Here is a 23,113-nt window from a genome sequence, read left to right as displayed (position 1 = left end):
ATGACTGCATCACTGCTTCGGTATCTCGCAACCGCGAACATCGCGACGTCCAGGTGCGGCGCCGGGCTTTCACCAGCAATCCACGCAAAACGTCGCAACCGCGGCGGAGACGCCATTGGCTTTGTTCCGGGGCCGGGGGCATCATGCGCGTGGGGAATGCGGCTGCGATCTCAACGCGCCATGTTGAAACGATGCCGCGACATCAGAGGTAACGGAGGTACCGATGGCCGAATCGAAGGTTGAGACCGCCACCACCGCAGTCGCCGCGGCGCCATCGGGCGAGAGCTCCGGCCCCAGCGAACTTGCGGTCGCGACCGTCCGCACCGTGCCGATCGGGCAGGCGCAGTCGCGCACCGAGCACGATCTGCTCGGCGAGGACGAGGTCCCGGCCAACGCGCTGTGGGGCATTCACACCAAGCGCGCGGTGGTGAACTTTCCGATCACCGGCGTGCCGGTCGGCCATTTTCCGGAATTCGTCCGTGCGCTGGCGCTGGTGAAGCAGGCGGCGGCGCGCGCCAACAAGCGGCTCGGCTATCTCAGCCCCGAGAAGGCCAATGCGATCGAGGCGGCCTGCGTCGAGGTGGCGACCAACAAGGTCTATGCCGAATCCTTCGTGGTCGACGCGATCCAGGGCGGCGCCGGCACCTCGACCAACATGAACGCCAATGAAGTGATCGCCAACGTTGCGCTGCGGCTGATGGGCCGCAAGCCGGGCGACTATCACGCGCTGCATCCGAACGACGACGTCAACATGGCGCAGTCGACCAACGACGCCTATCCGACCGCGCTGCGGCTCGCAGTGATCTTCGCCACCCAGCCGCTGGTGCGCGCGCTGGACGATCTCGCCTACGCGTTCAAGGGCAAGGCAGTGGAGTTCGCCGACGTCCTGAAGATGGGCCGCACCCAGCTGCAGGACGCGGTGCCGATGACGCTCGGCCAGGAGTTCGACGCCTTCCACGTCACGGTGAAGGAGGACGTCGCGCGGCTCAACGAGATCTCGAGCCTGTTCCGCGAGGTCAATCTCGGCGCCACCGCGATCGGCACCGGCATCAATGCCGATCCGCGCTATGCCGCGCTTGCGGTGGAGGAATTGGCGCGGTTGTCGGGCCAGCCGATGGTGCTCGCCTCCAACCTGATCGAGGCGACCTCCGACCTCGGCGCCTTCGTGCTGTTCTCCGGTGTGCTCAAGCGCGTTGCGGTCAAGGTCTCGAAGATCTGCAACGATCTGCGGCTGTTGTCGTCGGGGCCGCGCACCGGCATCGGCGAGATCCGGCTGCCGGCGGTGCAGGCCGGCTCCTCGATCATGCCCGGCAAGGTCAATCCGGTGATCCCCGAGGTGGTCAACCAGGTCGCCTTCCTGGTGATCGGGCACGATCTCACGGTGACGATGTGCGCCGAGGGCGGGCAATTGCAGCTCAACGCGTTCGAGCCGACCATCGGCTATTGCGTGCTGAGCTCGCTGCGGATGCTGACCGCGGCGGTCGACACGCTGACAAAGCGCTGCGTCGAGGGCATCGAGGCCGACCGCGAGCGCTGCCGCAGCCTGGTGCAGGGCTCGATCGGCCTGATCACCGCGCTGGCGCCCAGTCTCGGCTATGAGGCGAGTTCGCGCGTCGCCCGCCGCGCGCTGCAGGAGAACCGCTCGGTCGCCGACATCGTGCTGGAGGAGAAGCTGTTGACCGAGGAGCAGCTCAACCAGCTGCTCGAGTTGGAAGCCATGACGCGTCCGGCGCGCCGCCAGGGCGCGCCGGGGCCAAAGACGTGAGCGGATTCGAGTAAGTCCGCCCCGCGAACTCGATTCACCTCTCCCGCTTGCGGGGGAGGTCGGATTGCATCCTCGGATGCAATCCGGGTGGGGGCTCTCTCCACGACACGACTCGCGGAGACACCCCCACCCCAGCCCTCCCCCGCAAGCGGGAGAGGGGGCGCAGTCCCTTCGCGGCTGGACCGCCGGCTACAGCGTCTTGATGAACTCGATCAGCGCGCGGCGCTCGTCCTCCTTCAGCTCCGGCCCGATCACGCCGCGCCGCTTCTCGTTGGAGAATTCGTGACCGGAATTGGAGTTGCCGCGCTTCGACGTGTCGAGCTGGAAGCCGTTCTTGATGCTGTCCTTCCACACGTAGCCGAGATCCTTGGGGTCATATTCCCGGCTGCCGAGCCAGAACGTCGCCGGCCGGTCCTTCACCGGCGACAGCAGCGCGTAGATGGTCGGCACCGACCCGTTGTGCAGATAGGGCGGCGTCGCCCAGATACCGTTGAGCGGCCGCACCTTGTAGGCCAGCGGCGCCTGAATCTTGTTCGGCATGTAGCCGTCGATCCGCTTGCGGTCCTCGGGCGGGGTCTTGTTCTGGTCGTACCAATAATTGACCGTCTTCTCGACCAGCTCGCCGAGCGCCGGTCCGAAGGCCGTGTCCTTGAGCTTCAGATTGTCCGGCGTCTCGACGACGCGGGTCGCGAGGCCCTCGGCCTGGGCGCTGTCGGTGCCGATATGGCTGATCGGAACGAGTTCGACATCGAGCAGCGGCTGGCCGGCCTCGTTCTTGATCCAGCGCTTGGTGTCCTTGAACAGCGCGAAGGCTTCGCTCGGCGGCAGCGCCTTGCTGTCGATCGCCGGGCCATGGCACTCTTGGCAATGCGCCTTGTAGAGCTCGCCGCCCTTCTTCGCGAGATCCATGTTGATCGGCGGCAAAATGTTCTCCGGCCATTTCGGCGACGCCAGCCCGCCAAAACCCTTGTCCGCGCTCGGCGGCTCGCCGGCGATCATCCGCTCCATCTCGTACAGCACCTCGACCCGCGCGCTCGACTTGTACAGGCCCTTGGCCTCGTCGAGCAGATTGAGCTCGGCGCTGACGCCGAGCGCCTCGCCGGCATTGCGCACCATCGGCTGCATGATCGAGCCGTCATACTGCACCCAGCTGAACCACGGCGCATTCCAGATCCGCGGGAAATGCACCGGCGCCGAATGCGAGGCGTAGTTGTTCGGATTGTTCAGATTGATCGAGAACACCTGGTTGCCGATCCGGTTCAGCGCGTCGAGCCGGGCGTAGCCCTCTTCGACGCTGTTGGCGGCGACCTTGGTCTCCAGCGTATTGATGTTGGCGTACTGCTTCAGCACCAGATCGAGTTGGCCGCGCAGCGCCATGCGCTCGTCGAGGCTGGCATCCTTGCCGAGAATCTCCTCGGCAAAGCGGGCGAAGCGGCCGGGCCAGAACCGCGTCAGCAGCAGCGACAGGCCGACGCTCTTCTGGAACTCGAACAGATTGGTGTTGGCCGGGCCGCCGTCGATCACGATTGCCGTGCCGCGATAGTTGAAGCTGCCGGTATGGCAGGCCGCGCAGGTCAGCCCGATGCCGTTCATGTCGGCCTTGGTGTGCGGATTGCGAAACGGCGCGCCATTGGCGTCCAGCATCGGGCCGCCCGGCGCGAAGCCGATCGGCAGCGGATCAGCCTTGCCCGGAATCACGGTATCCGGAATGAAGCCGAAGCGGCCGAGATAGTCGGTCTCGGAAAGCCGCGGCGCCGCGCCGATCAGCGGCCAGACCGTCGGCTGCTCCAGCACCATGAACCATTCCTTGGGAATGCCGAAGGTCCTTGTGCCCTGGTCGGCATGGTAGAACCAGCGCAGCCGCTCGGCGCTGACATTCTGGTCGAGCCACACGGTCTTGGCCGGCGCCTGATAATCGACGGCCTTGACGTGGAAGCCGCTCGTGACCGTCTCGATGTCGTCCTTGAAGTAGAGCAGGCCGGCGACAATCAACAGCCCGATGATAACGATCGTCTTGCGAGGCATGCCCCGTCCCCCAGATTCGCGGTCACCGCGCGTGATATGGATGAGATGTTAAGAATCGCCGAAAACGGATTCTCGTCCTGCGTGTATCGTGCTGTGCATCATCCTACAGTAGCGTCGCTTGATCTACCAACGGAAATGTTCGGTGGCTGTGAACCAGTTCACGTTTCGCGGCAACGTCCGGGCGGCATTTGCGCGCATCGCGGCGGGAAGCTACAACTGCAATGCAATTTTTTCCGAGGCATCGCTTGAACGCGGCCGGCGCAGAGCAGCTCACTATCGCAGTCTCGGACAACAGCAATGTGTCCGCGCTGCTGCTGCGCCCGGCTGAGCCGCGCGCGGCCTATGTGTTTGCCCACGGTGCCGGCGCCGGCATGGCGCATCCGTCGATGCAGACGATCGCGGCCGGCCTCGCCGAGCGGGGCATCGCGACCTTGCGCTATCAGTTTCCCTACATGGAGAAGGGCAGCGGCCGGCCCGATCCGCCTGCGGTGGCGCAAGCGGCCGTGCGCGCCGCGGTGGCGGAGGCGGCGCGCCGTTGCGGCGATCTGCCGCTGTTCGCCGGCGGCAAGTCGTTCGGCGGGCGCATGACCTCGCAGGCCCAGGCGAAGGCGCCGCTGGCCGGCGTGCGCGCGCTGGTGTTCCTCGGCTTTCCCCTGCATGCCGCCGGCAAGCCGTCGAGCGACCGCGCCGCGCATCTCGCCGAGGTCAAGATTCCGATGCTGTTTCTGCAGGGCACCCGCGATGCGCTGGCCGAGCTCGACCTGCTGCAGCCTGTCGTGAAGGGGCTGGGTGCGCGGGCGACATTGCAGCTGGTGAAGGAGGCCGATCACTCCTTCCACGTGCTGAAGCGCTCCGGCCGCAACGACGGCGAGGTGATGGCCGAGGTGCTGGATGCGTTCGCGGCGTGGGTGGCGAAGATCTCGTAGCTAAGCTCTTGTAGCCCGGATGAAGCGAAGCGAAATCCGGGAGTCTTTCCGGCTGCGGCACTGTCCCGGATTACGCTTCGCTCCATCCGGGTTACGATCTACGCTTGGTCGCGAAAGGGATGCTAACTTCCAACCATGACAAAGATCCTGATCGTCAATCCCAACACCACCGCATCGATGACCGCGACCATCGCCACCGCCGCGCGGGCGGTGGCCGCGCCGGGCACCGAGATCGTGGCCGTCACCTCCGCGATGGGCCCGGCCTCGATCGAGGGCTTTTATGACGAGGCGTTCGCCGTCCCCGGGCTGATCGAGGCATTGCGCAACGCGCCCGACGCCGATGCCGGCATCATCGCCTGCTTCGACGACACCGGGCTCGATGCCGCGCGCTCAGTGGCGCGCTTCCCGGTGGTCGGGATCTGCGAGGCGGCGCTGGTCACCGCCGGGCAGGTTGCAAAACGCATCGGCATCGTCACCACGCTGCCGCGCTCGATCGTGCCGCTGGAGGAGCTGGTGCGCCGCTACGGCTTTGCCGAACGCGCCGCGGTCACCGCCTGCGACGTCGCGGTGCTGGATATCGAGAAGCCCGGCTCGGGCGCCAAGGCGAAGCTGCAGGCGGAGATCGCGCGGGCGCTGGACAAGGGCGCGGACGCCATCGTGCTCGGCTGCGCCGGCATGGCCGATCTCGCGCATGAGCTGTCGGTGCAATTCGGCGTGCCCGTGGTCGATGGCGTCGCCGCCGCCGTGAAGCAGGCGGAGGCGCTCGCGGGCCTCAAGCTGACGACATCACGCCGCGGCGCCTACGCCTCGCCGGCGGCGAAGCAATACACGGGATTGCTGGAAAGGTTTGCGCCGAAGGAGTGATGGCGTCATTGCGAGCGAAGCTGCGTAGCCCGGATGAAGCGCAGCGCAATCCGGGACAGATTATCCGCGGTTACGGTGGCCCCGGATTACGCTTCGCTGCATCCGGGCTACACTCAGCTACATCCGGGCTACGCTGGTCACACCACCCCGCCATAGATCTTGTCGCGCAGGCGGCGCATGCCGGACAGCCAGCGGTCGCGATTGGCGGCCTTGCGCTGCATGTACTCCTGCACTTGCGGATGCGACAGGATGAGGAAGCGTTCCTCCGCCATCGCCTCGATCACCATCCGCGCCACCTCAGCTGGCTGCAGCACGCCGTCGACCCGCGCGGCGCTCGGGCCCGGCGTCGTCATGCCTGTCTGTACCGACTGCGGGCAGAGCACGGAGACGCGGATGCCGCGGTCGCCATACTGAATCGCGAGATGCTCGGCGAGCGCGACCGCGGCGCTCTTCGTCACGCCATAGGCCATCGAGTTCAGCGACGCCAGCAGCCCCGCCGCCGACGCGGTGTTGAGCAGATAACCGGAACCGCGCACGAGCATGCCGGGCACCAGCGCCCGCGCCGCGAACACATGGCTCATCACATGCACTCGCCAGCTCACGTCCCAGTCGGCATCCGAGGCGGACTCCTGTCCCTTGCGCGACAATCCGGCATTGGAGAAGAACACGTCGACCGGTCCGTATTTGTCCTCGGCGGCGGCGATCAGCGCCTTGACGTCCTCTTCCAGCCCGACATCGGCAGTCACCGCGAGCCCATCGATGTCGCCGGCGACGCTGGCGAGCCGGTCGCGCGACGTCTTCAGGTCGGCGACCACGACGCCGCGCGCGCCGGCCGCTGCATAGGCCCGCGCCACCGCTTCGCCGATCCCGCTCGCGCCGCCGGTGACGACGCAGACCTTGTCCTTGAGTTGCATGCCTGCCCTTCCGGGTTCCGAGAGTGATCGCGACCATTGTCATGGTCCGGTCACCGGCAGGCAACTGCTTTCAAACGGACGGAACTCGCCCCGGCGCGGCTTGACTCGTCGTGAGTTTGGATTTCATATATGCAATCAAAGAAGCATATATAAAATAATGGGGAACCCATGGGACGTCTTTCTGATGCGGCGGTCGCGCATTACCAGGAGCACGGCTATTACGCGCCGATCCCCGCATTGTCCGGCGACGAGGCCGCGGCCGTCCGCCGAAAACTGGAAGCCCACGAGGCCGCGCACGGCGTGCTGAAGGGCTCGATGCGCCACAAGAGCCATCTGCTGTTCACCTGGCTCGACGAATTGATCCGCCATCCGGCGATCCTCGATGCCGTCGAGGGCGTGATCGGCCCGAACATCCTGTGCTGGAGCAGCACGTTCTTCATCAAGGAAGCGCGCGATCCCGGCTTCGTGTCCTGGCATCAGGATTCCACCTATTGGGGTCTGGATCCCGCCGATATCGTCACGGGCTGGGTAGCGCTTTCGGAGAGCACGGCGGAGAACGGCGCCATGCGCGTCATTCCCGACACGCAGAAGCTCGAGCAGATCGCGCATCGCGACACCTTTGCCGCCGACAATCTCTTGACTCGCGGACAGGAGATCGAGGTCGACGTCGACGAGAGTCAGGCCGTGATGCTGCAATTGCAGCCGGGCGAGATGTCGCTGCACCACGTCCGGCTGATCCACGGCTCCGACCCGAATCCGTCCGGCAAGCGCCGGATCGGCTTTGCGATCCGTTATCTGCCGACCCACGTCCGCCAGATCGTCGGCACGCGCGATAGCGCAACCTTGGTCCGCGGCGTTGACCAGTTCGGCAACTTCGAGCCGGAATACCGGCCCGAGCGCGACCTGTCGGAAGCTGCCGTCGCCTTCCACGCCCACGTCATGGGCGATCAGCAGCAGGTGCTGATGAAGAACGCGCAAACCGCCGTGATGCGGTGAGCAATGAACAGAGAAGAGCCTGATGTCCGACATTGATGACCCGACGCGCCGCATGTTCGGCGACTATCGATTGAAGCCGAACAGCGGCGTGAACCCGCCCTATTCGCCGGCCTATCCCGTGGAGTGGGGCTGCACCCTGCGCACTGTCGAGATCATGACGCGGGTCGCGCCCGGCAAGGTCGCGCGGCTGCTCGCCGACACGCCGTTCGAGATCGCGAGCGACCGCGTCGCCTTCCGCTTCATGGTATCGCCCGGACACTCGCTTGCGGTGCATGCGGGGCAGATGTTCGACCTGATGATCACGGTGCCGGTCCGCTACAAGGGGCTGTTCACCGAAACGCATATCTTCATGTATTGCAGCGATCCGATGGGGATCTGCGCCGGGCGCGAGGTGTTCGGCTACACCAAGAAGGACACGCATTACGCGTTCGACGAGCGGCCGGACGGCTCGATCTCGGGTTGGGTCAGGCGCCGCGGAATTCCGCTGGCCGATTTCAGCTTCACGCCGGATGCCACCGCCCCGGTGATCCGCGTCGTCGATGGCGCCGAGCAGCCCGGCGGTGAAATCCACGTCCGCCGCGTGCCGCACCCTGCGCGGCTCGAGACCGCCTATGCCGACATCGCCTATCGCCGCACGCCGCTGAAGTATTCCGCGCCGGTGCCCGGCCGCGCCGCCATGACGCTGCACCGCTCGGAATACGATCCGATTGCCGATCTCGAGCCCGAGATCATCGGCGCGCAGTTCATGGTCTCGGAGGTTTATGGCGGCGGCTTCGAGGTCGAGGACAGGCGGCTGATCGAGCGTCTCATTCCCTAGCAGGAACGACCCCGCACGCGGGAACATCAACAACCGCACCGGCTGGAAAAAAAGCCGGGCGACAATTAGGAGGAGCGTCGATGGGAAGGTCTTTTGCAATCAGCCGCCGGCGCTTGCTGGCCGGCGCCGCCGGACTGGCGGTCGGGATGGGCAGTCTGGCAGCGCGGGCCGACGACAACATCCCGCTGCGGCTCGGCGTGCTCACGGATATGTCGAGCCTCTATGCCGACGTGACCGGTCCAGGCTCCGTCATCGCCGCCAAGATGGCCGTCGAGGATTTTCAGGCGGCGACGCCGAAAATGAAGCGGCCGATCGAGGTTCTGACCGGCGACCACATGAACAAGGCTGATCTAGGCGCCAACATCGCGCGCGAATGGATCGACCGCAGCGGTGTCGATGCCGTGATCGACGTGCCGAATTCGGCGGTCGCGCTCGCTGTACGCAACGTCGTGCAGCAGAACAACAAGGCGCTGATCGTGTCCGGCGCCTCGTCGTCCGATCTCACCGGCAAGGCCTGCTCGCCCAATCTGGTGCACTGGAGCTACGATACCTACGCGCTGTCGTCGGGCACCGCGCGGGCGGTCGTCGCGGCCGGCGGCAAGACCTGGTTCACGCTGACCGCCGACTATGCCTTCGGTCACGCCATGGAGGCAGAGGTCAAGAACGTGGTCTCCAAGCTTGGCGGTTCGGTGGTCGGCGGCGTTCGCACGCCGATCAACACGCAGGACTTCTCGTCCTTCCTGCTCCAGGCGCAATCGTCGAAAGCCCAGATCATCGGCCTGATCAACGCGGGCGGCGACACCATCAATTCGATCAAGCAGTCCGTCGAGTTCGGCATCCCGCAAGGCGGCCAGCGCGTGGTCGCCACCGTGCTGTATCTGAGCGACGTGCATGCGCTCGGTCTCAAGGTCGCGCAGGGCCTGCAATTCACCGAAGCCTTCTACTGGGACATAAATGACGAGACGCGGGCCTGGGCCAAGCGCTTCGCACCGCGCAACAACGGCCGCTATCCGACCGCGATGCAGGCAGGCGTCTATGCGGCGACGCTGCATTATCTCAAGGCCGCCGACGCTCTCAGCAGCACCTCGGACGGCAAGGCCGTCGTGCAGGAGATGAAGAAGCTGCCGACCGACGATCCGCTGTTCGGCAAGGGCAGCATTCGCGCCGACGGGCGCAAGCTGCACAACATGTATCTGTTCGAGGTCAAGAAGCCCGACGAGTCGAAATACCCGTGGGATTACTACAGATTGATCAAGACCATACCGCCTGGTGAAGCCTTCAGGCCGCTGGAAGAGGGCGGCTGTGATTTCCTGAAGTCATGATGGCATAGACGGCGAAATCGGCCGCGCGACCGTCTTCTAACGGTCGCCTTGCTACGGGCGAACGGTGCCGCCGATCTTCTCCGACACGGTCCGCGCCGCGCTGCGCAGCTCGCCCGCAATGCTGGCCGCCTCGGCGGTCGCGATCTTGTCCTCGCGAACGAGCGGCACCGTCAGCGCCGCAACGGCGCGCCCGGATGCCTCGATGATCGGGCAGCTATAGGCGAGGATACGGGTATAGCCGTCATCGTTGGAGAAGTTTCCGCCTTCGGCCGAGACCCGGTCGAGCGCGGCCACGGCTTTCTTCAGGCTGACGTGGTCGTGCGCAGCGATGACGTCGGCCAGCTCGTTGCGCCGCGCTTCGAGCTGGAAGGCGGCGAGCACCTTGGCGGACGCGTATTGCTGCGTCAGCGGAAACACCGCGCCGACCTTCACCGACCAGCCCATCAGCCACTCCGGCTCGATGCGCGCGATCACCAGGAACTGCTCGCCATGCAGCACCGTGAGATGACACGATAGCCGGACACGCGCGGCCAGCTGCTCCATGATGGGAAGCGCTGCCTGCAACAACCGCTCGGTCGGCGGGAATTGCGACGCGATCCGGAACAGCTTCAGCGTCAGCGTATATTCGCCGGTCGCGAGGTCGCGGGTGACGTAGCCGCGCTGCTCCAGCGCCACCAGCATGCGGAAGATCTCGCCGACGGAGCGGCCGACCCTTTCTGCGAGCTGCTTCTGGTTCAAGCCGCGCGATTCCGCGGCCAGTGCCTCCAGCAGGTCGAGCCCCTTCTCGAGCGCCGGGGCTCCCGGCTGAACGGTCTTCTTCGCTTTCTTCATCCAGCTTTCCTGCGCGACATCCGGGCGGCTGTGCTGGATGTACTCGATATCATCGGATGCGGAAAGTTGCCCTGTGACCGGTGGCGCTCAGCCCGAATACAGCCCCCTGTCACGCGCCTTCTGGATCGCGAGCGCGGCCATCAGGTCGAGCATCGGGGTGGCAAGGCCGGCAGTGCGCGCAAACGCGGCCGGGGCGCGGACCAGCACGTCGATCTCCATGGCGCGGCCGAGCTCGAAATCCTGCAGGATCGACGGCTTGTGATCCGGCGCCGGGCCTGAGCGGGTGACACGCTTGACCGCGGGGATGTAGCGCGTTGCGATCGCATTGGCCTCGTCGAGCAGGCGCGGGATCACCTCCTGCATCGCCGGATCGTCGCGGACGCCGCGCGCGGTCAGCCCGGTCAACAGGCAGAGCACCGACATCGACATGTTGGTGAGCAGCTTTGACCAGATCGTCTCGCGGATTTCCTTGACCTCGGGCGATTCGATCGAGGCCCCATTGAGCGCGGCGCGCAGCTGCGCGATGCGCTCGCTCGGCCGGTCGTCGCATTCGCCGATCAACAGGCGGTTGCGGTCCGGCGACAGGTTCGCGACCACGCCGGGCGCGATCACCTCGTTGGAGGAGAAGATCACGCCGCCGATGATCCGCTGTTTCGGCACGGCGCTGCGCAAGCGCCCGCCGGGATCGAGGAAGCCGAGATCGGGAATCGCCGGATGCTGCGGCGCCAGGCCGAGATCGTACCACCAGGGAATGCCGTTCTGCGCGAACACGATCGCGGTCCCATCGTGCAGCAGCGGCGCCAGTCCGTCCGCGAGCGCGTCGATGCCGGTCGCCTTCAGCGTGCTGATGACGACGTCCTGCGGCCCGAGATCGGCGGGATCGGCCGATGCCTTCACCCTTGCGGTGACGGCGGTGTCGCCGACCTTGAGCGTCAGGCCATCAGCCTTGACCGCGTCGAGGTGCGCGCCGCGCATCACGCAGGAAACCTCGTGCCCGGCGCGCGCCAGCCGGACCGCAAAATGGCTGCCGACGGCGCCCGCGCCGAAAATGCAAATCCGCATGGGTGGAACAGTCCTCGAATGGTGTCGCCCCAGTTTCCACAGACGCACAGCATCGCGCAACCGGTCATGCGTGGGGCGCGGCCCGGCGCGCTCGAAAGTGATGGATCAGGCCATGTGCTCTCGGCCATAGTGCCGCCAGACAGACAATGAGGGAGACACGTCCATGTCCGCCAGCCCGGTCCTGTGGAGCCTCGACGCGCGCGGGGTCGCGACCGTCACGCTGAACCGCCCGGAGGTGAACAATGCCTATGACGGGGCGCTGATCGAGGGCGTGCTGGCGGCGATCGACGATCTCTCCGCCAAGCCGGTCCGCGTCGTGGTGCTGAAAGGCAATGGCAAACACTTTCAGGCCGGCGCCGATCTGAAATGGATCAACAGCGTGCGGCCGAAATCGTCAGAGGAGAACGAAGCGGCTTCGCGCGCCACCTTCGAGGCGGTGCAGCGACTCAACACGCTGCCGGTGCCGACGGTGGCGCTGGTGCAGGGCGGCTGCTTCGGCGGTGGCACCGGCGTGATCGCGGCCTGCGACGTGGTGATCGCGGCCGACAACGCGCTGTTCTCGATCACCGAGGTGCGCTGGGGCCTGACCGCGGCGATCATCATCCCGCAGCTCTGCGACGCCATCGGCGTGCGCCAGGTGCGCCGCTATGCGCTGACCGGCGAGCGCTTCGGCGCCGAGGACGCGCGCCGCATCGGCCTGGTGCACGATGTGGTGCCGCTGGCCGATCTCGACGGCGCCGGCGCCAAGGTCGTCGAGCAGCTGCTGGCGAACGCACCGAACGCGCTGGCCGAGACCAAGAAGCTGGCGCTGGAAAGCTCGTTCGGCGGCATGGCCGTCGACGACGCCGCCTACAAGCGCCTGGTGCATCTGCACTCCGCAAAGCGGCAGACCGAGGAGGCGGCGGAAGGGCTGGCGTCGTTTGCGGAGAAGCGCGCGGGCCGCTGGGGCGGTGGCGCGGCTTAGGCACGCCGCTCAGCAGCCGTTGCAGATGCCGCCGATGCTGCGATAGACCTCGGCGTCATCGCGGCGCATCTGCTGCAGCGATTGCACCGTCTTTGCTTCCGCTGACGGCCCGGCCACCGGCGCAGGCTCCGGCTTGCGCCGCGCCGCAAGCTCCTGCTCCTGACGGTGATAGCAGGCCTCGCGTTCGGCCTTGTCCTGGATGAAACGGCAGGTCTCCAGCGCCGCCGCGGGCGTGGCGCAGACGATGAGACCGAGCAAAGCTGAGACCAGGCGTTTCAAGACGGGCAATCCTTTCGCGCTGTTGTCTCAGGTTCGCATGCAGGGGGCAAGGCGCCTCACAGCGGCTGCGCCAGCGATGTCTTCAGCGTCGTGAGCAGCGCCTGCACCGCGGCGGCATCGATGCGGCGCTCGGGAACGGCGGCCTTCACCCACAATTCGGGGATCGGAAACTCCGGCAGCACCGGCTGCAAGCTGCGGTCGCGCAGGGCGTCCGCGACCAGGTAGTGCGACAGCAGCGCGATGCCGTTGCCGGCGATCGCGCTCTGCTCCAGCACGCGGCCCTCGTTCGAGGACAGATACGGCCGCACCTGGATGTTGATGCGGCCGCGCGGCCCCTCGAACGGCCATTCCGGGCCGGTCGGCAGGAAGCTGAGGCAGCGATGATCGACCAGGTCGCGCGGATGTTTTGGCGTACCGTGCTTGCGCAAATACGCGGGCGAGGCGCAGAGCAGCCGCGGCAGCAGGCACAGCGGCTCATCGACGACGCCGCCGAAGGAATGCGGGAAGGCGCCGATCGCGATGTCGAATCCCTCCGTGACCGGATCGACCGGGCGGTCGATCATCACGATCTCGAGCTTGACGCTCGGGTTCTGTTTTTGAAACGCGGTGAAGGCGTCGGCGAGCCGCGCCACCGTCAGCGAGGTCGGCGCCTTGACCCGCAGATGATCGGTGAGGTCGCGCCGCTTCTCTCCCATCCGCGACAAGAGATCGCCGACATCGGCGACGACGCCGCGCGCGCGATGCACATATTGCTGGCCGGCCTCGGTCAGCCGCAATTGCCGGGTCGAGCGATGGAACAGCGCGGTGCCGATCCGCTCCTCGAGCTGAGTGACGCGCTTGGCCACCACCGACGTCGCGACGTTGAGCTTGCGCGCGGCGGCCGAGAAGCCGCCGGCGTCGGCGGTGGCGAGGAAGGCTTCGAGGTTGACCAGCGTGTCCATCTGCCTTTCTCGATTCGAGAAAGCTGATTACATTATTTGGTGGATTGTACTTCAATTCGCATCAATTCATAGTCGGCATCAATCAAATTGATCAGGGCGGAAATGATGCGGTCGAACACGATCGAAGAGCCGGCGCGGCAAATCCCGGTCTACGGCGAATATGACGTGGTCGTGCTCGGCGGCGGACCGGCCGGAATCGCGGCGGCGGTGGCCGCGGCGCGGGCCGGGCGGCGGACACTGCTGATCGAACGCTACGGCTTCCTCGGCGGCATGGGCACCGCGGCGGGCGTCACGAATTTCTGCGGCCTGCATGCCAATGTGTTCGGCGAGATGCACCGCGTGGTGCGGGGCATTGCTTCCGACCTGCTGGCGCGGATCGATCGACTCGGCGGGCTTAACGCGCCGCATCTGATCCTCGGCAAGATTTTGGCGCAGGCCTACGACACCGCGGCCTACAAGATCGCCGCCGACGATCTGCTCGCACATCACAAGGTCGACATCCTGTTCCATGCCCTCGGTGCCGGCGTCGTGATGGACGGGTCGCACATCCGTGCGCTGATGGTGGAGACCAAGGCCGGCCGCCAGGCGGTGCTGGCCAGCATTTTCATCGATTGCTCCGGCGACGGCGATCTTGCGGTGTGGGCCGGCGCGCCGTTCGAGGTCGGCGACAATGCCGGCAACATGCTCTACCCCTCGATGATGTTCCGCCTCAACGGCATCGATCCGGTTAGGGCCGGCGATGCCTGGCGGACCATTCCGGCGCTGATGGCCGAGGCGGAGGCGAGCGGCACGCACACGTTTCCGCGCAAGTCCGCCATCGTGCGGCCGCAGAAATCGCAGATCGAGTGGCGGGTGAATTTCACCCAGCTTGCGCGCGAGGACGGCAGTGCGGTGTCCGGCATCGACCCCGACGACATGACCCGCGGCGAGATCGAGGGCCGCCGCCAGGCGGTCGAGGCCTTTGCCTTCCTGCGCACGGTGCCGGGTTTTGAAAACAGCTACATCGTCGATCTGCCGCCGCAGCTCGGCATCCGCGAGACGCGGCGGGTGATCGGCGGCTACATGCTGTCGGGCGAGGACGTGCTCGGCTGTGCCTCGTTTGCGGATTCGATCGGCGTCAATGGCTGGCCAAAGGAATCCCATGTCCCGGGCGACGTGATCTTCGAGTTTCCGCCGATCCCTGACAGCCGCGGCTACAATGAATTGCCGTACCGGATGCTGGTGCCCGAAGGCGTTGACAATCTGTTGATCGCCGGCCGTTGCGCGTCGATGACCCATGAGGGTCAATCGGCGGCGCGTGTCTCCGGTGCCTGTTTCGTGATGGGCGAGGCGGCCGGAACCGCGGCGGCGTTGGCGCTGTCGGGCAACACGATTCCGCGCGACATTCCCGTCGAAAAGTTGCAACAACAGCTCACGACGCAGGGCGCATTCATCGGCCGCGATCAGGCCGTGCCCAAGGGGTTATAGGGCGATTATAGGCGGAGGACGGCGATGAAGGGTTGGGCGCGGCTCGTGCTTGCGGGTCTCGTGATGTGGGCAGCGAGCGGCGTCGCGCAGGCCGATGATCTCTTGAAGGCGAAGATCGGCGTGCTGCGGCTGTCGTCCTCGGCGCCGGTGTTCATCGCGCAGGACATGGGCTACTTTCGCGACGCCGGCCTCGAGGTCGAGCTGAAATTCTTCGACGCGGCGCAGCCGATCGCGGTCGCGACCACATCGGGCGACGTCGATTTCGGCATCACCGCGTTCACCGCCGGGCTCTACAATCTCGCCGGCAAGGGCACGCTGAAGGTGATCGGCGGCATGAGCCGCGAGAAGGCCGGCTATCCGCTGATCGGCTATTTCGCCAGCAACAACGCCTATGCGGCCGGCCTCAGGACGCCGAAGGATCTCGCCGGCAAGCGCGTCGCGGTAACTCAGGTCGGCTCCAGCTTCCATTACTCGCTCGGCCTGCTCGCCGACAAATACGGCTTCAAGCTGTCGGACGTGAAGGTGGTGCCGCTGCAGTCGCTGTCGAACGCCGCCGCGGCGCTGAAGGGCGAGACGGTCGACGCCGCGCTGCTACCGGCTTCGACCGCGCGCTCGCTGATCGATTCGGGCGGCGCAAAATTGTTGGGCTGGGTCGGCGACGAGACGCCCTGGCAACTGGGCGCGATCTTCGCCTCGCCGAAGATGCTGGCCAACGCACAGCTGGTGAAAAAACTGCTCACCGCGCTGGTGCGCGCCGATCGCGAATATCACGACGTGATCCTGGCCACCATCAAGGACGGCGTGGTGCCGATCACCGAAAGCACAAAACCGCTGCTCGAGATCATCGCCAAATACACCAACCTGCCGGTCGAGCAGGTGGTCGGCAACTGCGCCTATATCGATCCCGACGGCAAGCTCGACGTGAAGAACGTCGACAACCAGATCAAATGGCTGCAGGAGCAGGGCTTTGTCGACAAGGGTTTTGATGCGAATGCGATCATCGCAAAGGACTATGTGAAGGCGGATTGATTGATGGCAGGCCGCACACATCACATTCATCCCGTCACCCTGAGAAGGTGTGAAGCTTTGTCCTCATCCACCGCTGTCATCGCCCGGCATGACCGGGCGATCCAGTACGCCGCGGCCCCTCGGTTCATTCACTACCGCCTCTGGAATACTGGATCACCCGCCTGCGCGGGTGATGACACCGAGCAAGTTGAGCAAACCAACGCCGTCACCCTTCGAGGCTCGCCCAGCAGCGCAACTGCCCTGCAAGGCTCGCACCTCCAGCGACAAAGGCGAAGCCTTTGCGCAGGGGTGACGGGTCTATCAGCGTCATTGCGAGCGAAGCGAAGCAATCCATCGCGCGGCGCACGCGGAAGCATGGATTGCTTCGCTTCGCGCGCAATGACGGCTTGCGAGTGGGACGCGCCATGGACCTGATCGCCGACCATATCAGCCATCGCTTCGGCGCGCTCGACGTGCTCGACGATGTCTCGTTCCAGGTTGCCGGCGGCGAGGTGGTCGCGATCGTCGGGCCGTCGGGCTGCGGCAAGAGCACGCTGCTGTCGATCCTCGGTGGCCTGCTGCTGCCGAGCGAGGGCGCGGCACGATTGCGCGGCGCGCCGCCGGCCGGCAGCCTCAATCCGCTGACCTTCGTGTTTCAGGATTTTGCGCTGCTGCCGTGGAATACGGTGGAGGAGAACGTCGCGTTCCCGTTGCTGCACACGGCCCTGAGCACCGCCGAACGCAGTGCGGTGATCGACGATGCGCTGCGTCGCACTGGCCTTGCGGATTTTCGCGCCGCCTATCCAAAGCAGCTCTCAGGCGGCATGCGGCAGCGCGTCGGCATCGCGCGGGCGCTGGCGGTGCGGCCGGCGATCCTGTTGATGGACGAGCCGCTGTCGGCGCTGGATTCGCAGACCCGCGAGCTGCTGATGGAGGACTTTGTCGGGCTGCTCGCCGACGGCGCGATGGGCGCGGTGTATGTCACGCATAACCTCGAGGAGGCGGTGCGGCTCGCCGACCGCGTCGTGGTGCTGTCGCGCCGCCCGGGCCGCATTCGCGAGATCGTGAGCATCCCGTTGACCCGCGCCGAGCGCGGCGCGGTGGATGCGCGCGGCAAGATGGCCGCGCTGCAGGCCGACCTGTGGTCGCTGATCCGCAAGGAAGCGATCGATGCCGAGCGCGAGGTCCAGCATGCTTGATCGCGCGCCGCAGGCGAAGGACCAGGCGACGGACGCCGAGCGCCCGGTCGAATTTCGCGGCGCCGGATTTGCACCGGGCGGTAGCCGCTATTCGGGCTGGATCGCGCTCGCGCTTGTCATCGCGGTCTGGCAGCTCGCCGGCAGCGCCGGCTGGGTCAATGCGCTGTTCCTGCCGGCGCCGTCGGCCATTGCTGTAGCGATCTACAAGCTCGCGACATCGGGCGCGCTGTGGCATCACCTCTCGTGGTCGCTGCTGCGTATCGGCACCGGCTGGATCATCGGCACGGTCGCCGGCGTCATTGTCGGCTTTGCGATCGGGCTGTCCGGCATGGCGCGTGGCGTCGGCATCACCTTCATCTCGGCGTTGTTCCCGATCCCGAAGATCGCGCTGCTGCCGCTCTTGATCCTGTGGCTCGGGATCGGCGAGGAGCCGAAGATCGCGACCATTGCGCTCGGGGTGTTCTTCTCGACCGCGATCTCGGTCTACAGCGGCGTCGATGCGGTGCCGCGCAATTTGATCCGGATGGCGCAAAGTTTTAACGTGCCGTTCCACGCCATCGTGCGCCGGGTGATCTGGCCCGGCGCGCTGCCCTCGATCCTCGCCGGCTTCCGCATCACCGCCTCGGTCGCGCTGCTGCTCGTGGTCAGCGCCGAGATGATCGGCGCCGAATACGGCATCGGCGCCTTCGTGCTGCAGGCCGGCAATCTGATGCAGACCGACCAGCTGCTCGCCGGCGTCGTCATCCTGTCGCTGTTCGGACTGGCGGTGGGCAGGCTGATCAACTTGCTCGAGGCGCGGCTGCTGCATTGGCGGTGAGGGCACGCCGTCATTGCGAGGCGCCAACGGGTCGCGCGAATGCGTGCCCGATGACAGGCTCCGCGACGAAGCAATCCATCTCCCCGCGAATGCGGAAAGTTGGATTGCTTCGCTTCGCTCGCAATGACGGTAGGAGGCGCCTTTGCCTCCCTAGCCAGTTACGCGTTCCCGCGATCCTCGCGGAACAGGTCGAGCTTCTGCTGCACCGGGCGGTCGGAGAACGAGAACAGCACCGAGTCGGTATCGGCCTCGTGCGTCACCCAGTGCCAGCTCGGCACCACGAACAGGTCGCGCGGGCCCCATTCAAAAGTCTGGTCGCCGATCCTGGTGCGGCCCTTGCCTTCGATCGCGGCGAACACGGTGGCGTCGGTCGAGCGATAGCGCGCGGTCTTGAAACCCTTCGGCAGGAGCTGGATGAAGGTGCCGATGGTCGGCATCGCAAAATCGCCGGTCTCGGGGTTGGAGAAGCGCAGCTTCAGGCCGTGGCAGGCGTCCCACTCGTCGCTGGCTTTGGCCTTCTCCAGCGCCTCGCGGGTGTACTCATAGGGATAGTTGAAGATCGGCGAGGTCTTTGACGTCCGCCGCTGGTCGACCGGCAACAGGTTGTGGCCGTAGCGCCCAAAACTGGCGCCTGACGGTTTCGAGATCTGCTGTTGGTCCTCCTTGGCGCCTTCGGCGAACGAGCAGTCGAAGAACTGCACCATTGGGATGTCGAGCCCGTCGAGCCAGAACATCGGCTCACTGGTTTCGTTGGAATGATCGTGCCAGGTCATCGACGGCGTGATGACGAAATCGCCCGGCGCCATCGCGGTGCGCTCGCCGTCGACGGCGGTGAAGGCGCCCTTGCCCTCGAGCACGAAGCGCAGCGCCGACTGGGCGTGGCGATGGGCGGGGGCGATATCGCCCGGCACCACCATCTGCACGCCGGCGAACAGCGAGGTCGTGATCTTGGACTGGCCGCGCAGGCCGGGATTTTCCAGCACCAGCACGCGGCGCTCGGCCTCCTTGGCCGTGATCAGCTTGCCGGCCTCGTTCATGTAGTCGCGGATCTGGTCGAACTTCCACAGATGCGGGCGGCAGGCGCTCTTCGGCTCCGGCGTGATCAGGTCGTTCATCACGTTCCACAGCGCCGAGAGGTTTTGGCCGTCGATCTTCTTGTAGAACGCCTCGCGCTCCGGGGTCTTCTGCACGGCTTCCATGGCAAGCCTCCCATCGTTCTTGTCGGTTCAATTTATTTGACAGTATACTGACAATGTGGCTAGCGTCAATTCAACGAAATGCAAGGGAGGTTCCGATGAAGCTGCATGGCTATTTCCGCAGCAGCGCGTCCTATAGGGTCCGGATCGCCCTCAATCTGAAGGGACTTTCGCCCGAGCACTTGCCGCATCATTTGCGCAAGGGCGAGCAATGCGCACCGGCCTATCTTGCGATCAACCCGCAGGGCCTGGTGCCGACGCTGGAGAATGACGCCGGCGCCATTCTGACCCAGTCGCTCGCCATCATCGAATGGCTGGACGAGACCCATCCCAATCCGCCGCTGCTGCCGCAGGACCCGCTGCGCCGCGCCAAGGTGCGCGCCTTTGCGCAAGTGCTCGCCTGCGACACCCACCCGGTGCAGAACCTGAAAGTGCTGGCGCGGCTGCGCCAGCTCGCCCTGCCTGAAGAGAAGGTGACGGAGTGGGCGGCCTGGGCCAACCGCGAGGGCTTGTCGGCCTGCGAGATCCTGATCGCGGGGGAAAGTGGGCCGTTCTGTTTCGGCGATGCGCCGACGCTGGCTGATCTCTGCCTGGTGCCGCAGCTCGCCAATGCGCGGCGCTTCGGCGTCGACGTCTCGGCGTTTCCGCGCCTGCTGAAGGCTGAAGCCGCGGCCAGGCAGGTCAAGGCATTCGCCGACGCCGCTCCGGACCAGCAGCCCGATGCCGAATAGCAAGCCCGTCACCATGGACGCGGTCTACACCGCGCCCGGCTATCTGTTCCGCCGAATGCAGCAGATCGCGGTCGCGCTGTTCATCGAGGAGTGCAAGGCGTTCGACCTGACGCCGGTGCAATACGCCGCGCTGATCGCGATCTCGACCCATCCGGGTATCGACGCGACGCGGCTCTCCGCGGTGATCGCGTTCGACCGCTCCACGCTCGGCAACGTGATCGAGCGGCTGCAGGCCAAGGCGTTCATCGTGCGCAAGCCGGCGCCGGAGGACAAGCGCGTCAAGCTGCTGTATCTTACCAAGGCGGGCGCCGCGGTGCTTGATCAGATCATGCCCTCGGTCGACAAGGCGCAGGCGCGAATGCTGCAGCCGCTGAAGCCGGCCGACCGCAAGACGCTGCTGGCGCTGCTGACCCAGTTGGTCGATCTCAACAACGAGGCCTCGCGCGTGCCGCTGCGCGCCGAAGATGCCCTCGAGCATTTGGGAAGGTCCACCTGATGGCAGGGGCAAATCCGGTTCTGATCGCGGGCGGCGGCATCGGCGGGCTCGCCGTGGCGCTGGGGCTGGCGCAGAAGGGCATTCGTTCGATCCTCCTGGAAAAGGCCGCCGCGCTCGGCGAGATCGGCGCCGGCATCCAGCTCGGCCCGAACGCCTTCCACGCCTTCGACTATCTCGGCGTCGGCGAGGCCGCGCGCAACATGGCGGTCTATATCGACAAGCTCCGGCTGATGGACGCGCTGACCGCCGACGAGATCACCCATATCGATCTTGGCGATGCCTTTCGCGCGCGGTTCGGCAATCCCTATGCGGTGGTGCATCGCGGCGATCTGCACGGCGTGTTCCTGCGCGCCTGCGAGAATCATGAGTTGATCGAGCTGCGCGTCTCGAGCGAGGTGACCGGCTACGAGCAAGACGGTTCGTCGGTGACTGCAACAATCGCCAATGGCGAGCGCGTCACCGGACGCCTGCTGATCGGCGCCGACGGGCTGTGGTCGAACATCCGCAAGCAGGTGGTCGGCGATGGCCCGCCGCGCGTCTCCGGTCACACCACCTATCGCTCGGTGATCCCGACCGAGCAGATGCCGGAGGATCTGCGCTGGAACGCAGCGACGCTGTGGGCCGGACCAAAGTGCCACATCGTGCATTACCCGCTGTCGGGCTGGAAGGTGTTCAACCTCGTCGTCACCTATCACAACGACGCCCCGGAGCCGGTCGCCGGCAAGCCGGTCTCGGAAGCCGAGGTGATGAAGGGTTTTGTCCACGTCCATGAGCGCGCGCAAAACATCATCCGCCACGGCACCAACTGGAAGCTTTGGGTGCTGTGCGACCGCGACCCCGCCGAGCGCTGGATCGACGGCCGCGCCGTGCTGCTCGGCGACGCCGCGCATCCGATGCTGCAATATTTCGCGCAAGGCGCCTGCCAGGCGATGGAGGACGCGGTCTGCCTGTCGCACATGCTGGCCAACCACGACGACCAGGCGGCGCTGGAGGCCTATCGCGCGCAACGCTTCCCGCGCACCGCACGCGTGCAACTGATGTCGCGCGCGATCGGCGAGCACATCTATCACCCCGCCGGCGACCACGCCCGCATCCGCAACGCCATCATGAGCGCGAAGTCGCAGGATCAGTGGTGCGATGACATCGCGTGGCTGTATGGCGGGACGGGGTTGGCGGCCTAACTCTTACATGTTCACTGAGAGAGCGCGCCGTGTGACACCCCTCTCCCCAACCCTCCCCCGCAAGGGGGGAGGGAGCCCTTCCGCCGGTGTGCTCCTTACATCCGCGTTGAGTCAGCATTGATCGCCACGAACCAATCTCCCGAGAGGACGCATGCGTGTGAGGTGAGCACGCTGGTCAGGCTCCCTCCCCCCTTGCGGGCAGGGCTATCGCATATGAGTAAAGAGTTCGAAGAAGAAGTCTTTGCTCCACATGGCGCGGCGCATTTTGCTGCTGATGGATGCTTTGGAGGGATGCATTCGCAAGATGTTCTGAGCAAGGCGGCGGATCACAGCAAGGTTTTCCGGTCCATGATCCTTGCGAGTGCGCGCGGCATCCTCGTCGAATACGACGTCGAGAATCCAATGCAACTGGTTCTCGATGCTCCAATGTGCACGCACGACTTGGGCCAGTGTTTCCGGCGGGAGCTTGCGCGAGAGCGCAATATAGCGCGTGGCGGTTTCGCGCTTGCCGCTGGCCAGCGTGCGTTCCGCTTCGATGCGACCAAACGCCTTGAGGCCAGGCAGCAAGGCGCGGGCTGCGGCCGGAGCTGGCACCACGCTCGCACGGCGCCGCTCGATCCGGCCGTGAGCCTTCTCCTCGGTGGCCAGCGCAGGAACGGCCTCGCCCGCCTTCGCGAAGGCGCGCCCGGCCTCCGCGTAAAGCGGACCGTTGTTGGCCTTGAGACCGAGAGCATAATCGGCCTTGGCGTCCAATACCGCCTGTGCCATCGCCGGGTGGCAATGCAGTGCATCCGCCGTCACGGTGCAGCCCTTGAGGACAAGGCTGCCCAGCAATTGCAGGGTTGCGGCCACCTCGTTTCCGCCGGGCGCACGCGCTTGGGCCATGGCCACTCGTGTCTGGGTGTCCCAGATGCTCACCATCAATGGCGGCAGGTAGGCCCGCCCCTTCTCGTAGCCGCGCCGTAGGCTTTTGCCGTCGATTGCCACAACCCCCGGTGCCGGCCCTAACCCGAGCTCCGCCCGCAGCGCCGTCATAAAGGCCGTAAACGCCTTCGCCAGTTCGTCCGGATCGAGCAGGCGGAGCAGGCGACTGAAAGTATCGTGGCTCGGTGCCCCATGCGGCAGATCGACGATCGCGGAAAGCTCTTCCACACGAGCTTCCACGAAGTCGGCCACTTCGGCGCTGCTCTTGGCTCCGCACAGCGTCGCCGCCAAAGTCAGAAAAAGTATAGTTCCGATCGGGTGACGGGCATTGATGTCGCGAGGATCGTGCACTTCTCGCAATATCGAGATGTAAGACTGCATCGGGCCT

At 65.8% G+C, this 23,113-nt stretch carries 22 protein-coding genes; 14 read left to right on the top strand and 8 right to left on the bottom strand.

From position 1 onward, the window contains the following. Window positions 1–223 precede the first annotated feature (223 nt). Window positions 224–1,765, top strand: a complete 1,542-nt coding sequence (locus XH93_RS40615; protein ID WP_194471748.1) for an aspartate ammonia-lyase — start codon at window positions 224–226, stop codon at window positions 1,763–1,765. Between the two features lie 189 nt (window positions 1,766–1,954). On the opposite strand, the gene XH93_RS40610 is transcribed toward XH93_RS40615, so the two are convergent. After that, window positions 1,955–3,790 carry a cytochrome c gene (locus tag XH93_RS40610; RefSeq protein ID WP_194471747.1) on the bottom strand — a complete coding sequence of 612 codons (1,836 nt, stop codon included), beginning with the start codon at window positions 3,788–3,790 and terminating at the stop codon, window positions 1,955–1,957. Window positions 3,791–4,035: 245 nt separating this feature from the next. Between XH93_RS40610 and XH93_RS40605 the strand changes: the two genes are divergently transcribed. Together XH93_RS40605 and XH93_RS40600 are read left to right on the top strand one after the other, a co-directional pair. Then, window positions 4,036–4,716 carry an alpha/beta family hydrolase gene (locus tag XH93_RS40605; protein WP_246799443.1) on the top strand — a complete coding sequence of 227 codons (681 nt, stop codon included), beginning with the start codon at window positions 4,036–4,038 and terminating at the stop codon, window positions 4,714–4,716. A 135-nt stretch (window positions 4,717–4,851) separates the two neighbouring features. Further along, window positions 4,852–5,580 carry an aspartate/glutamate racemase family protein gene (locus XH93_RS40600; RefSeq protein ID WP_194471745.1) on the top strand — a complete coding sequence of 243 codons (729 nt, stop codon included), beginning with the start codon at window positions 4,852–4,854 and terminating at the stop codon, window positions 5,578–5,580. A 137-nt stretch (window positions 5,581–5,717) separates the two neighbouring features. Here the strand turns inward: XH93_RS40600 and XH93_RS40595 are convergent, their stop codons facing one another. Then, window positions 5,718–6,494 carry an SDR family oxidoreductase gene (locus XH93_RS40595; protein WP_194471744.1) on the bottom strand — a complete coding sequence of 259 codons (777 nt, stop codon included), beginning with the start codon at window positions 6,492–6,494 and terminating at the stop codon, window positions 5,718–5,720. A 168-nt stretch (window positions 6,495–6,662) separates the two neighbouring features. On the opposite strand from XH93_RS40595, the gene XH93_RS40590 reads away from it, so the two are divergent. From XH93_RS40590 to XH93_RS40580, 3 genes are all read left to right on the top strand, one after another. After that, window positions 6,663–7,490, top strand: a complete 828-nt coding sequence (locus XH93_RS40590) for a phytanoyl-CoA dioxygenase family protein (RefSeq protein ID WP_194471743.1) — start codon at window positions 6,663–6,665, stop codon at window positions 7,488–7,490. Between the two features lie 22 nt (window positions 7,491–7,512). After that, window positions 7,513–8,307, top strand: coding sequence for an acetoacetate decarboxylase family protein (locus tag XH93_RS40585; protein WP_210340430.1), 795 nt, complete (start codon window positions 7,513–7,515; stop codon window positions 8,305–8,307). A gap of 80 nt (window positions 8,308–8,387) precedes the next feature. Beyond that, the gene (locus XH93_RS40580; protein WP_371814877.1) at window positions 8,388–9,629 is read left to right on the top strand and encodes an ABC transporter substrate-binding protein; all 1,242 of its coding nucleotides are present in this window, start codon (window positions 8,388–8,390) and stop codon (window positions 9,627–9,629) included. 51 nt (window positions 9,630–9,680) lie between these two features. Here the strand turns inward: XH93_RS40580 and XH93_RS40575 are convergent, their stop codons facing one another. Further along, window positions 9,681–10,460 (bottom strand): IclR family transcriptional regulator, encoded by a 780-nt coding sequence (locus XH93_RS40575; protein WP_194471742.1) that lies wholly within the window; start codon window positions 10,458–10,460, stop codon window positions 9,681–9,683. A gap of 87 nt (window positions 10,461–10,547) precedes the next feature. Beyond that, window positions 10,548–11,522: a ketopantoate reductase family protein gene (locus XH93_RS40570; RefSeq protein ID WP_194471741.1), complete on the bottom strand. Its 975-nt coding sequence runs from the start codon at window positions 11,520–11,522 to the stop codon at window positions 10,548–10,550. 163 nt (window positions 11,523–11,685) lie between these two features. Here XH93_RS40570 and XH93_RS40565 point away from each other — a divergent pair, with 163 nt between their 5' ends. Continuing rightward, window positions 11,686–12,486, top strand: a complete 801-nt coding sequence (locus tag XH93_RS40565; RefSeq protein WP_194471740.1) for an enoyl-CoA hydratase-related protein — start codon at window positions 11,686–11,688, stop codon at window positions 12,484–12,486. Window positions 12,487–12,495: 9 nt separating this feature from the next. On the opposite strand, the gene XH93_RS40560 is transcribed toward XH93_RS40565, so the two are convergent. Then, window positions 12,496–12,765, bottom strand: coding sequence for a hypothetical protein (locus tag XH93_RS40560; RefSeq protein WP_246799442.1), 270 nt, complete (start codon window positions 12,763–12,765; stop codon window positions 12,496–12,498). Window positions 12,766–12,821: 56 nt separating this feature from the next. After that, a complete protein-coding gene (locus XH93_RS40555; RefSeq protein WP_194471738.1) occupies window positions 12,822–13,706 on the bottom strand; it encodes a LysR family transcriptional regulator in 885 nt (294 codons plus the stop codon). A gap of 105 nt (window positions 13,707–13,811) precedes the next feature. Between XH93_RS40555 and XH93_RS40550 the strand changes: the two genes are divergently transcribed. The 4 genes from XH93_RS40550 (at window position 13,812) to XH93_RS40535 (ending at window position 18,197) form a co-directional block, all read left to right on the top strand. Then, on the top strand, window positions 13,812–15,173 hold the full coding sequence (locus XH93_RS40550; RefSeq protein WP_194471737.1) for an FAD-dependent oxidoreductase: 1,362 nt from the start codon (window positions 13,812–13,814) through the stop codon (window positions 15,171–15,173). A 24-nt stretch (window positions 15,174–15,197) separates the two neighbouring features. After that, entirely contained in the window at window positions 15,198–16,202 is a 1,005-nt protein-coding gene (locus tag XH93_RS40545) for an ABC transporter substrate-binding protein (RefSeq protein WP_194471736.1), read from the top strand. Window positions 16,203–16,606: 404 nt separating this feature from the next. Then, window positions 16,607–17,380, top strand: a complete 774-nt coding sequence (locus XH93_RS40540) for an ABC transporter ATP-binding protein (protein WP_194471735.1) — start codon at window positions 16,607–16,609, stop codon at window positions 17,378–17,380. After that, the gene (locus XH93_RS40535; protein WP_194471734.1) at window positions 17,373–18,197 is read left to right on the top strand and encodes an ABC transporter permease; all 825 of its coding nucleotides are present in this window, start codon (window positions 17,373–17,375) and stop codon (window positions 18,195–18,197) included. The genes XH93_RS40540 and XH93_RS40535 overlap by 8 nt, the downstream gene beginning before the upstream one ends. Before the next feature lie 158 nt (window positions 18,198–18,355). On the opposite strand, the gene gtdA is transcribed toward XH93_RS40535, so the two are convergent. Further along, the gene (gene gtdA, locus XH93_RS40530; protein ID WP_194471733.1) at window positions 18,356–19,396 is read right to left on the bottom strand and encodes a gentisate 1,2-dioxygenase; all 1,041 of its coding nucleotides are present in this window, start codon (window positions 19,394–19,396) and stop codon (window positions 18,356–18,358) included. Between the two features lie 95 nt (window positions 19,397–19,491). Here gtdA and maiA point away from each other — a divergent pair, with 95 nt between their 5' ends. The 3 genes from maiA to XH93_RS40515 are packed head-to-tail and all read left to right on the top strand — an operon-like array spanning window position 19,492 to window position 21,801. Next, complete coding sequence (gene maiA, locus XH93_RS40525) at window positions 19,492–20,124, top strand: maleylacetoacetate isomerase (RefSeq protein WP_194471732.1); 633 nt, start codon at window positions 19,492–19,494, stop codon at window positions 20,122–20,124. Beyond that, the gene (locus tag XH93_RS40520) at window positions 20,114–20,620 is read left to right on the top strand and encodes a MarR family winged helix-turn-helix transcriptional regulator (protein ID WP_139479727.1); all 507 of its coding nucleotides are present in this window, start codon (window positions 20,114–20,116) and stop codon (window positions 20,618–20,620) included. Before maiA ends, XH93_RS40520 begins: the two co-directional genes overlap by 11 nt. Further along, on the top strand, window positions 20,620–21,801 hold the full coding sequence (locus XH93_RS40515; protein ID WP_194471731.1) for a 3-hydroxybenzoate 6-monooxygenase: 1,182 nt from the start codon (window positions 20,620–20,622) through the stop codon (window positions 21,799–21,801). Before XH93_RS40520 ends, XH93_RS40515 begins: the two co-directional genes overlap by 1 nt. A 204-nt stretch (window positions 21,802–22,005) precedes the next feature. Here the strand turns inward: XH93_RS40515 and XH93_RS40510 are convergent, their stop codons facing one another. Then, window positions 22,006–23,106, bottom strand: coding sequence for an ISAs1 family transposase (locus tag XH93_RS40510; RefSeq protein WP_139480423.1), 1,101 nt, complete (start codon window positions 23,104–23,106; stop codon window positions 22,006–22,008). Window positions 23,107–23,113 lie beyond the last annotated feature (7 nt).

Origin of the sequence: Bradyrhizobium sp. CCBAU 51753, assembly GCF_015291565.1 — a bacterium.
Classification (GTDB): domain Bacteria; phylum Pseudomonadota; class Alphaproteobacteria; order Rhizobiales; family Xanthobacteraceae; genus Bradyrhizobium; species Bradyrhizobium ivorense.
The sequence above is the reverse complement of the archived record's forward strand: the minus strand, read 5'-3'. Positions and strand labels throughout refer to the sequence as shown.

Excerpts from the sequence above, each read along its gene's own strand:
- XH93_RS40615 (WP_194471748.1), top strand. The coding sequence starts at position 224 with ATGGCCGAATCGAAGGTTGAGACCGCCACCACCGCAGTCGCCGCGGCG.
- XH93_RS40610 (WP_194471747.1), bottom strand. The coding sequence starts at position 3,790 with ATGCCTCGCAAGACGATCGTTATCATCGGGCTGTTGATTGTCGCCGGC.
- XH93_RS40600 (WP_194471745.1), top strand. The coding sequence starts at position 4,852 with ATGACAAAGATCCTGATCGTCAATCCCAACACCACCGCATCGATGACC.
- XH93_RS40595 (WP_194471744.1), bottom strand. The coding sequence starts at position 6,494 with ATGCAACTCAAGGACAAGGTCTGCGTCGTCACCGGCGGCGCGAGCGGG.
- XH93_RS40590 (WP_194471743.1), top strand. The coding sequence starts at position 6,663 with ATGGGACGTCTTTCTGATGCGGCGGTCGCGCATTACCAGGAGCACGGC.
- XH93_RS40585 (WP_210340430.1), top strand. The coding sequence starts at position 7,513 with ATGTCCGACATTGATGACCCGACGCGCCGCATGTTCGGCGACTATCGA.
- XH93_RS40580 (WP_371814877.1), top strand. The coding sequence starts at position 8,388 with ATGGGAAGGTCTTTTGCAATCAGCCGCCGGCGCTTGCTGGCCGGCGCC.
- XH93_RS40575 (WP_194471742.1), bottom strand. The coding sequence starts at position 10,460 with ATGAAGAAAGCGAAGAAGACCGTTCAGCCGGGAGCCCCGGCGCTCGAG.
- XH93_RS40570 (WP_194471741.1), bottom strand. The coding sequence starts at position 11,522 with ATGCGGATTTGCATTTTCGGCGCGGGCGCCGTCGGCAGCCATTTTGCG.
- XH93_RS40565 (WP_194471740.1), top strand. The coding sequence starts at position 11,686 with ATGTCCGCCAGCCCGGTCCTGTGGAGCCTCGACGCGCGCGGGGTCGCG.
- XH93_RS40555 (WP_194471738.1), bottom strand. The coding sequence starts at position 13,706 with ATGGACACGCTGGTCAACCTCGAAGCCTTCCTCGCCACCGCCGACGCC.
- XH93_RS40550 (WP_194471737.1), top strand. The coding sequence starts at position 13,812 with ATGCGGTCGAACACGATCGAAGAGCCGGCGCGGCAAATCCCGGTCTAC.
- XH93_RS40545 (WP_194471736.1), top strand. The coding sequence starts at position 15,198 with ATGAAGGGTTGGGCGCGGCTCGTGCTTGCGGGTCTCGTGATGTGGGCA.
- XH93_RS40540 (WP_194471735.1), top strand. The coding sequence starts at position 16,607 with ATGGACCTGATCGCCGACCATATCAGCCATCGCTTCGGCGCGCTCGAC.
- XH93_RS40535 (WP_194471734.1), top strand. The coding sequence starts at position 17,373 with ATGCTTGATCGCGCGCCGCAGGCGAAGGACCAGGCGACGGACGCCGAG.
- gtdA (WP_194471733.1), bottom strand. The coding sequence starts at position 19,396 with ATGGAAGCCGTGCAGAAGACCCCGGAGCGCGAGGCGTTCTACAAGAAG.
- maiA (WP_194471732.1), top strand. The coding sequence starts at position 19,492 with ATGAAGCTGCATGGCTATTTCCGCAGCAGCGCGTCCTATAGGGTCCGG.
- XH93_RS40520 (WP_139479727.1), top strand. The coding sequence starts at position 20,114 with ATGCCGAATAGCAAGCCCGTCACCATGGACGCGGTCTACACCGCGCCC.
- XH93_RS40515 (WP_194471731.1), top strand. The coding sequence starts at position 20,620 with ATGGCAGGGGCAAATCCGGTTCTGATCGCGGGCGGCGGCATCGGCGGG.
- XH93_RS40510 (WP_139480423.1), bottom strand. The coding sequence starts at position 23,106 with ATGCAGTCTTACATCTCGATATTGCGAGAAGTGCACGATCCTCGCGAC.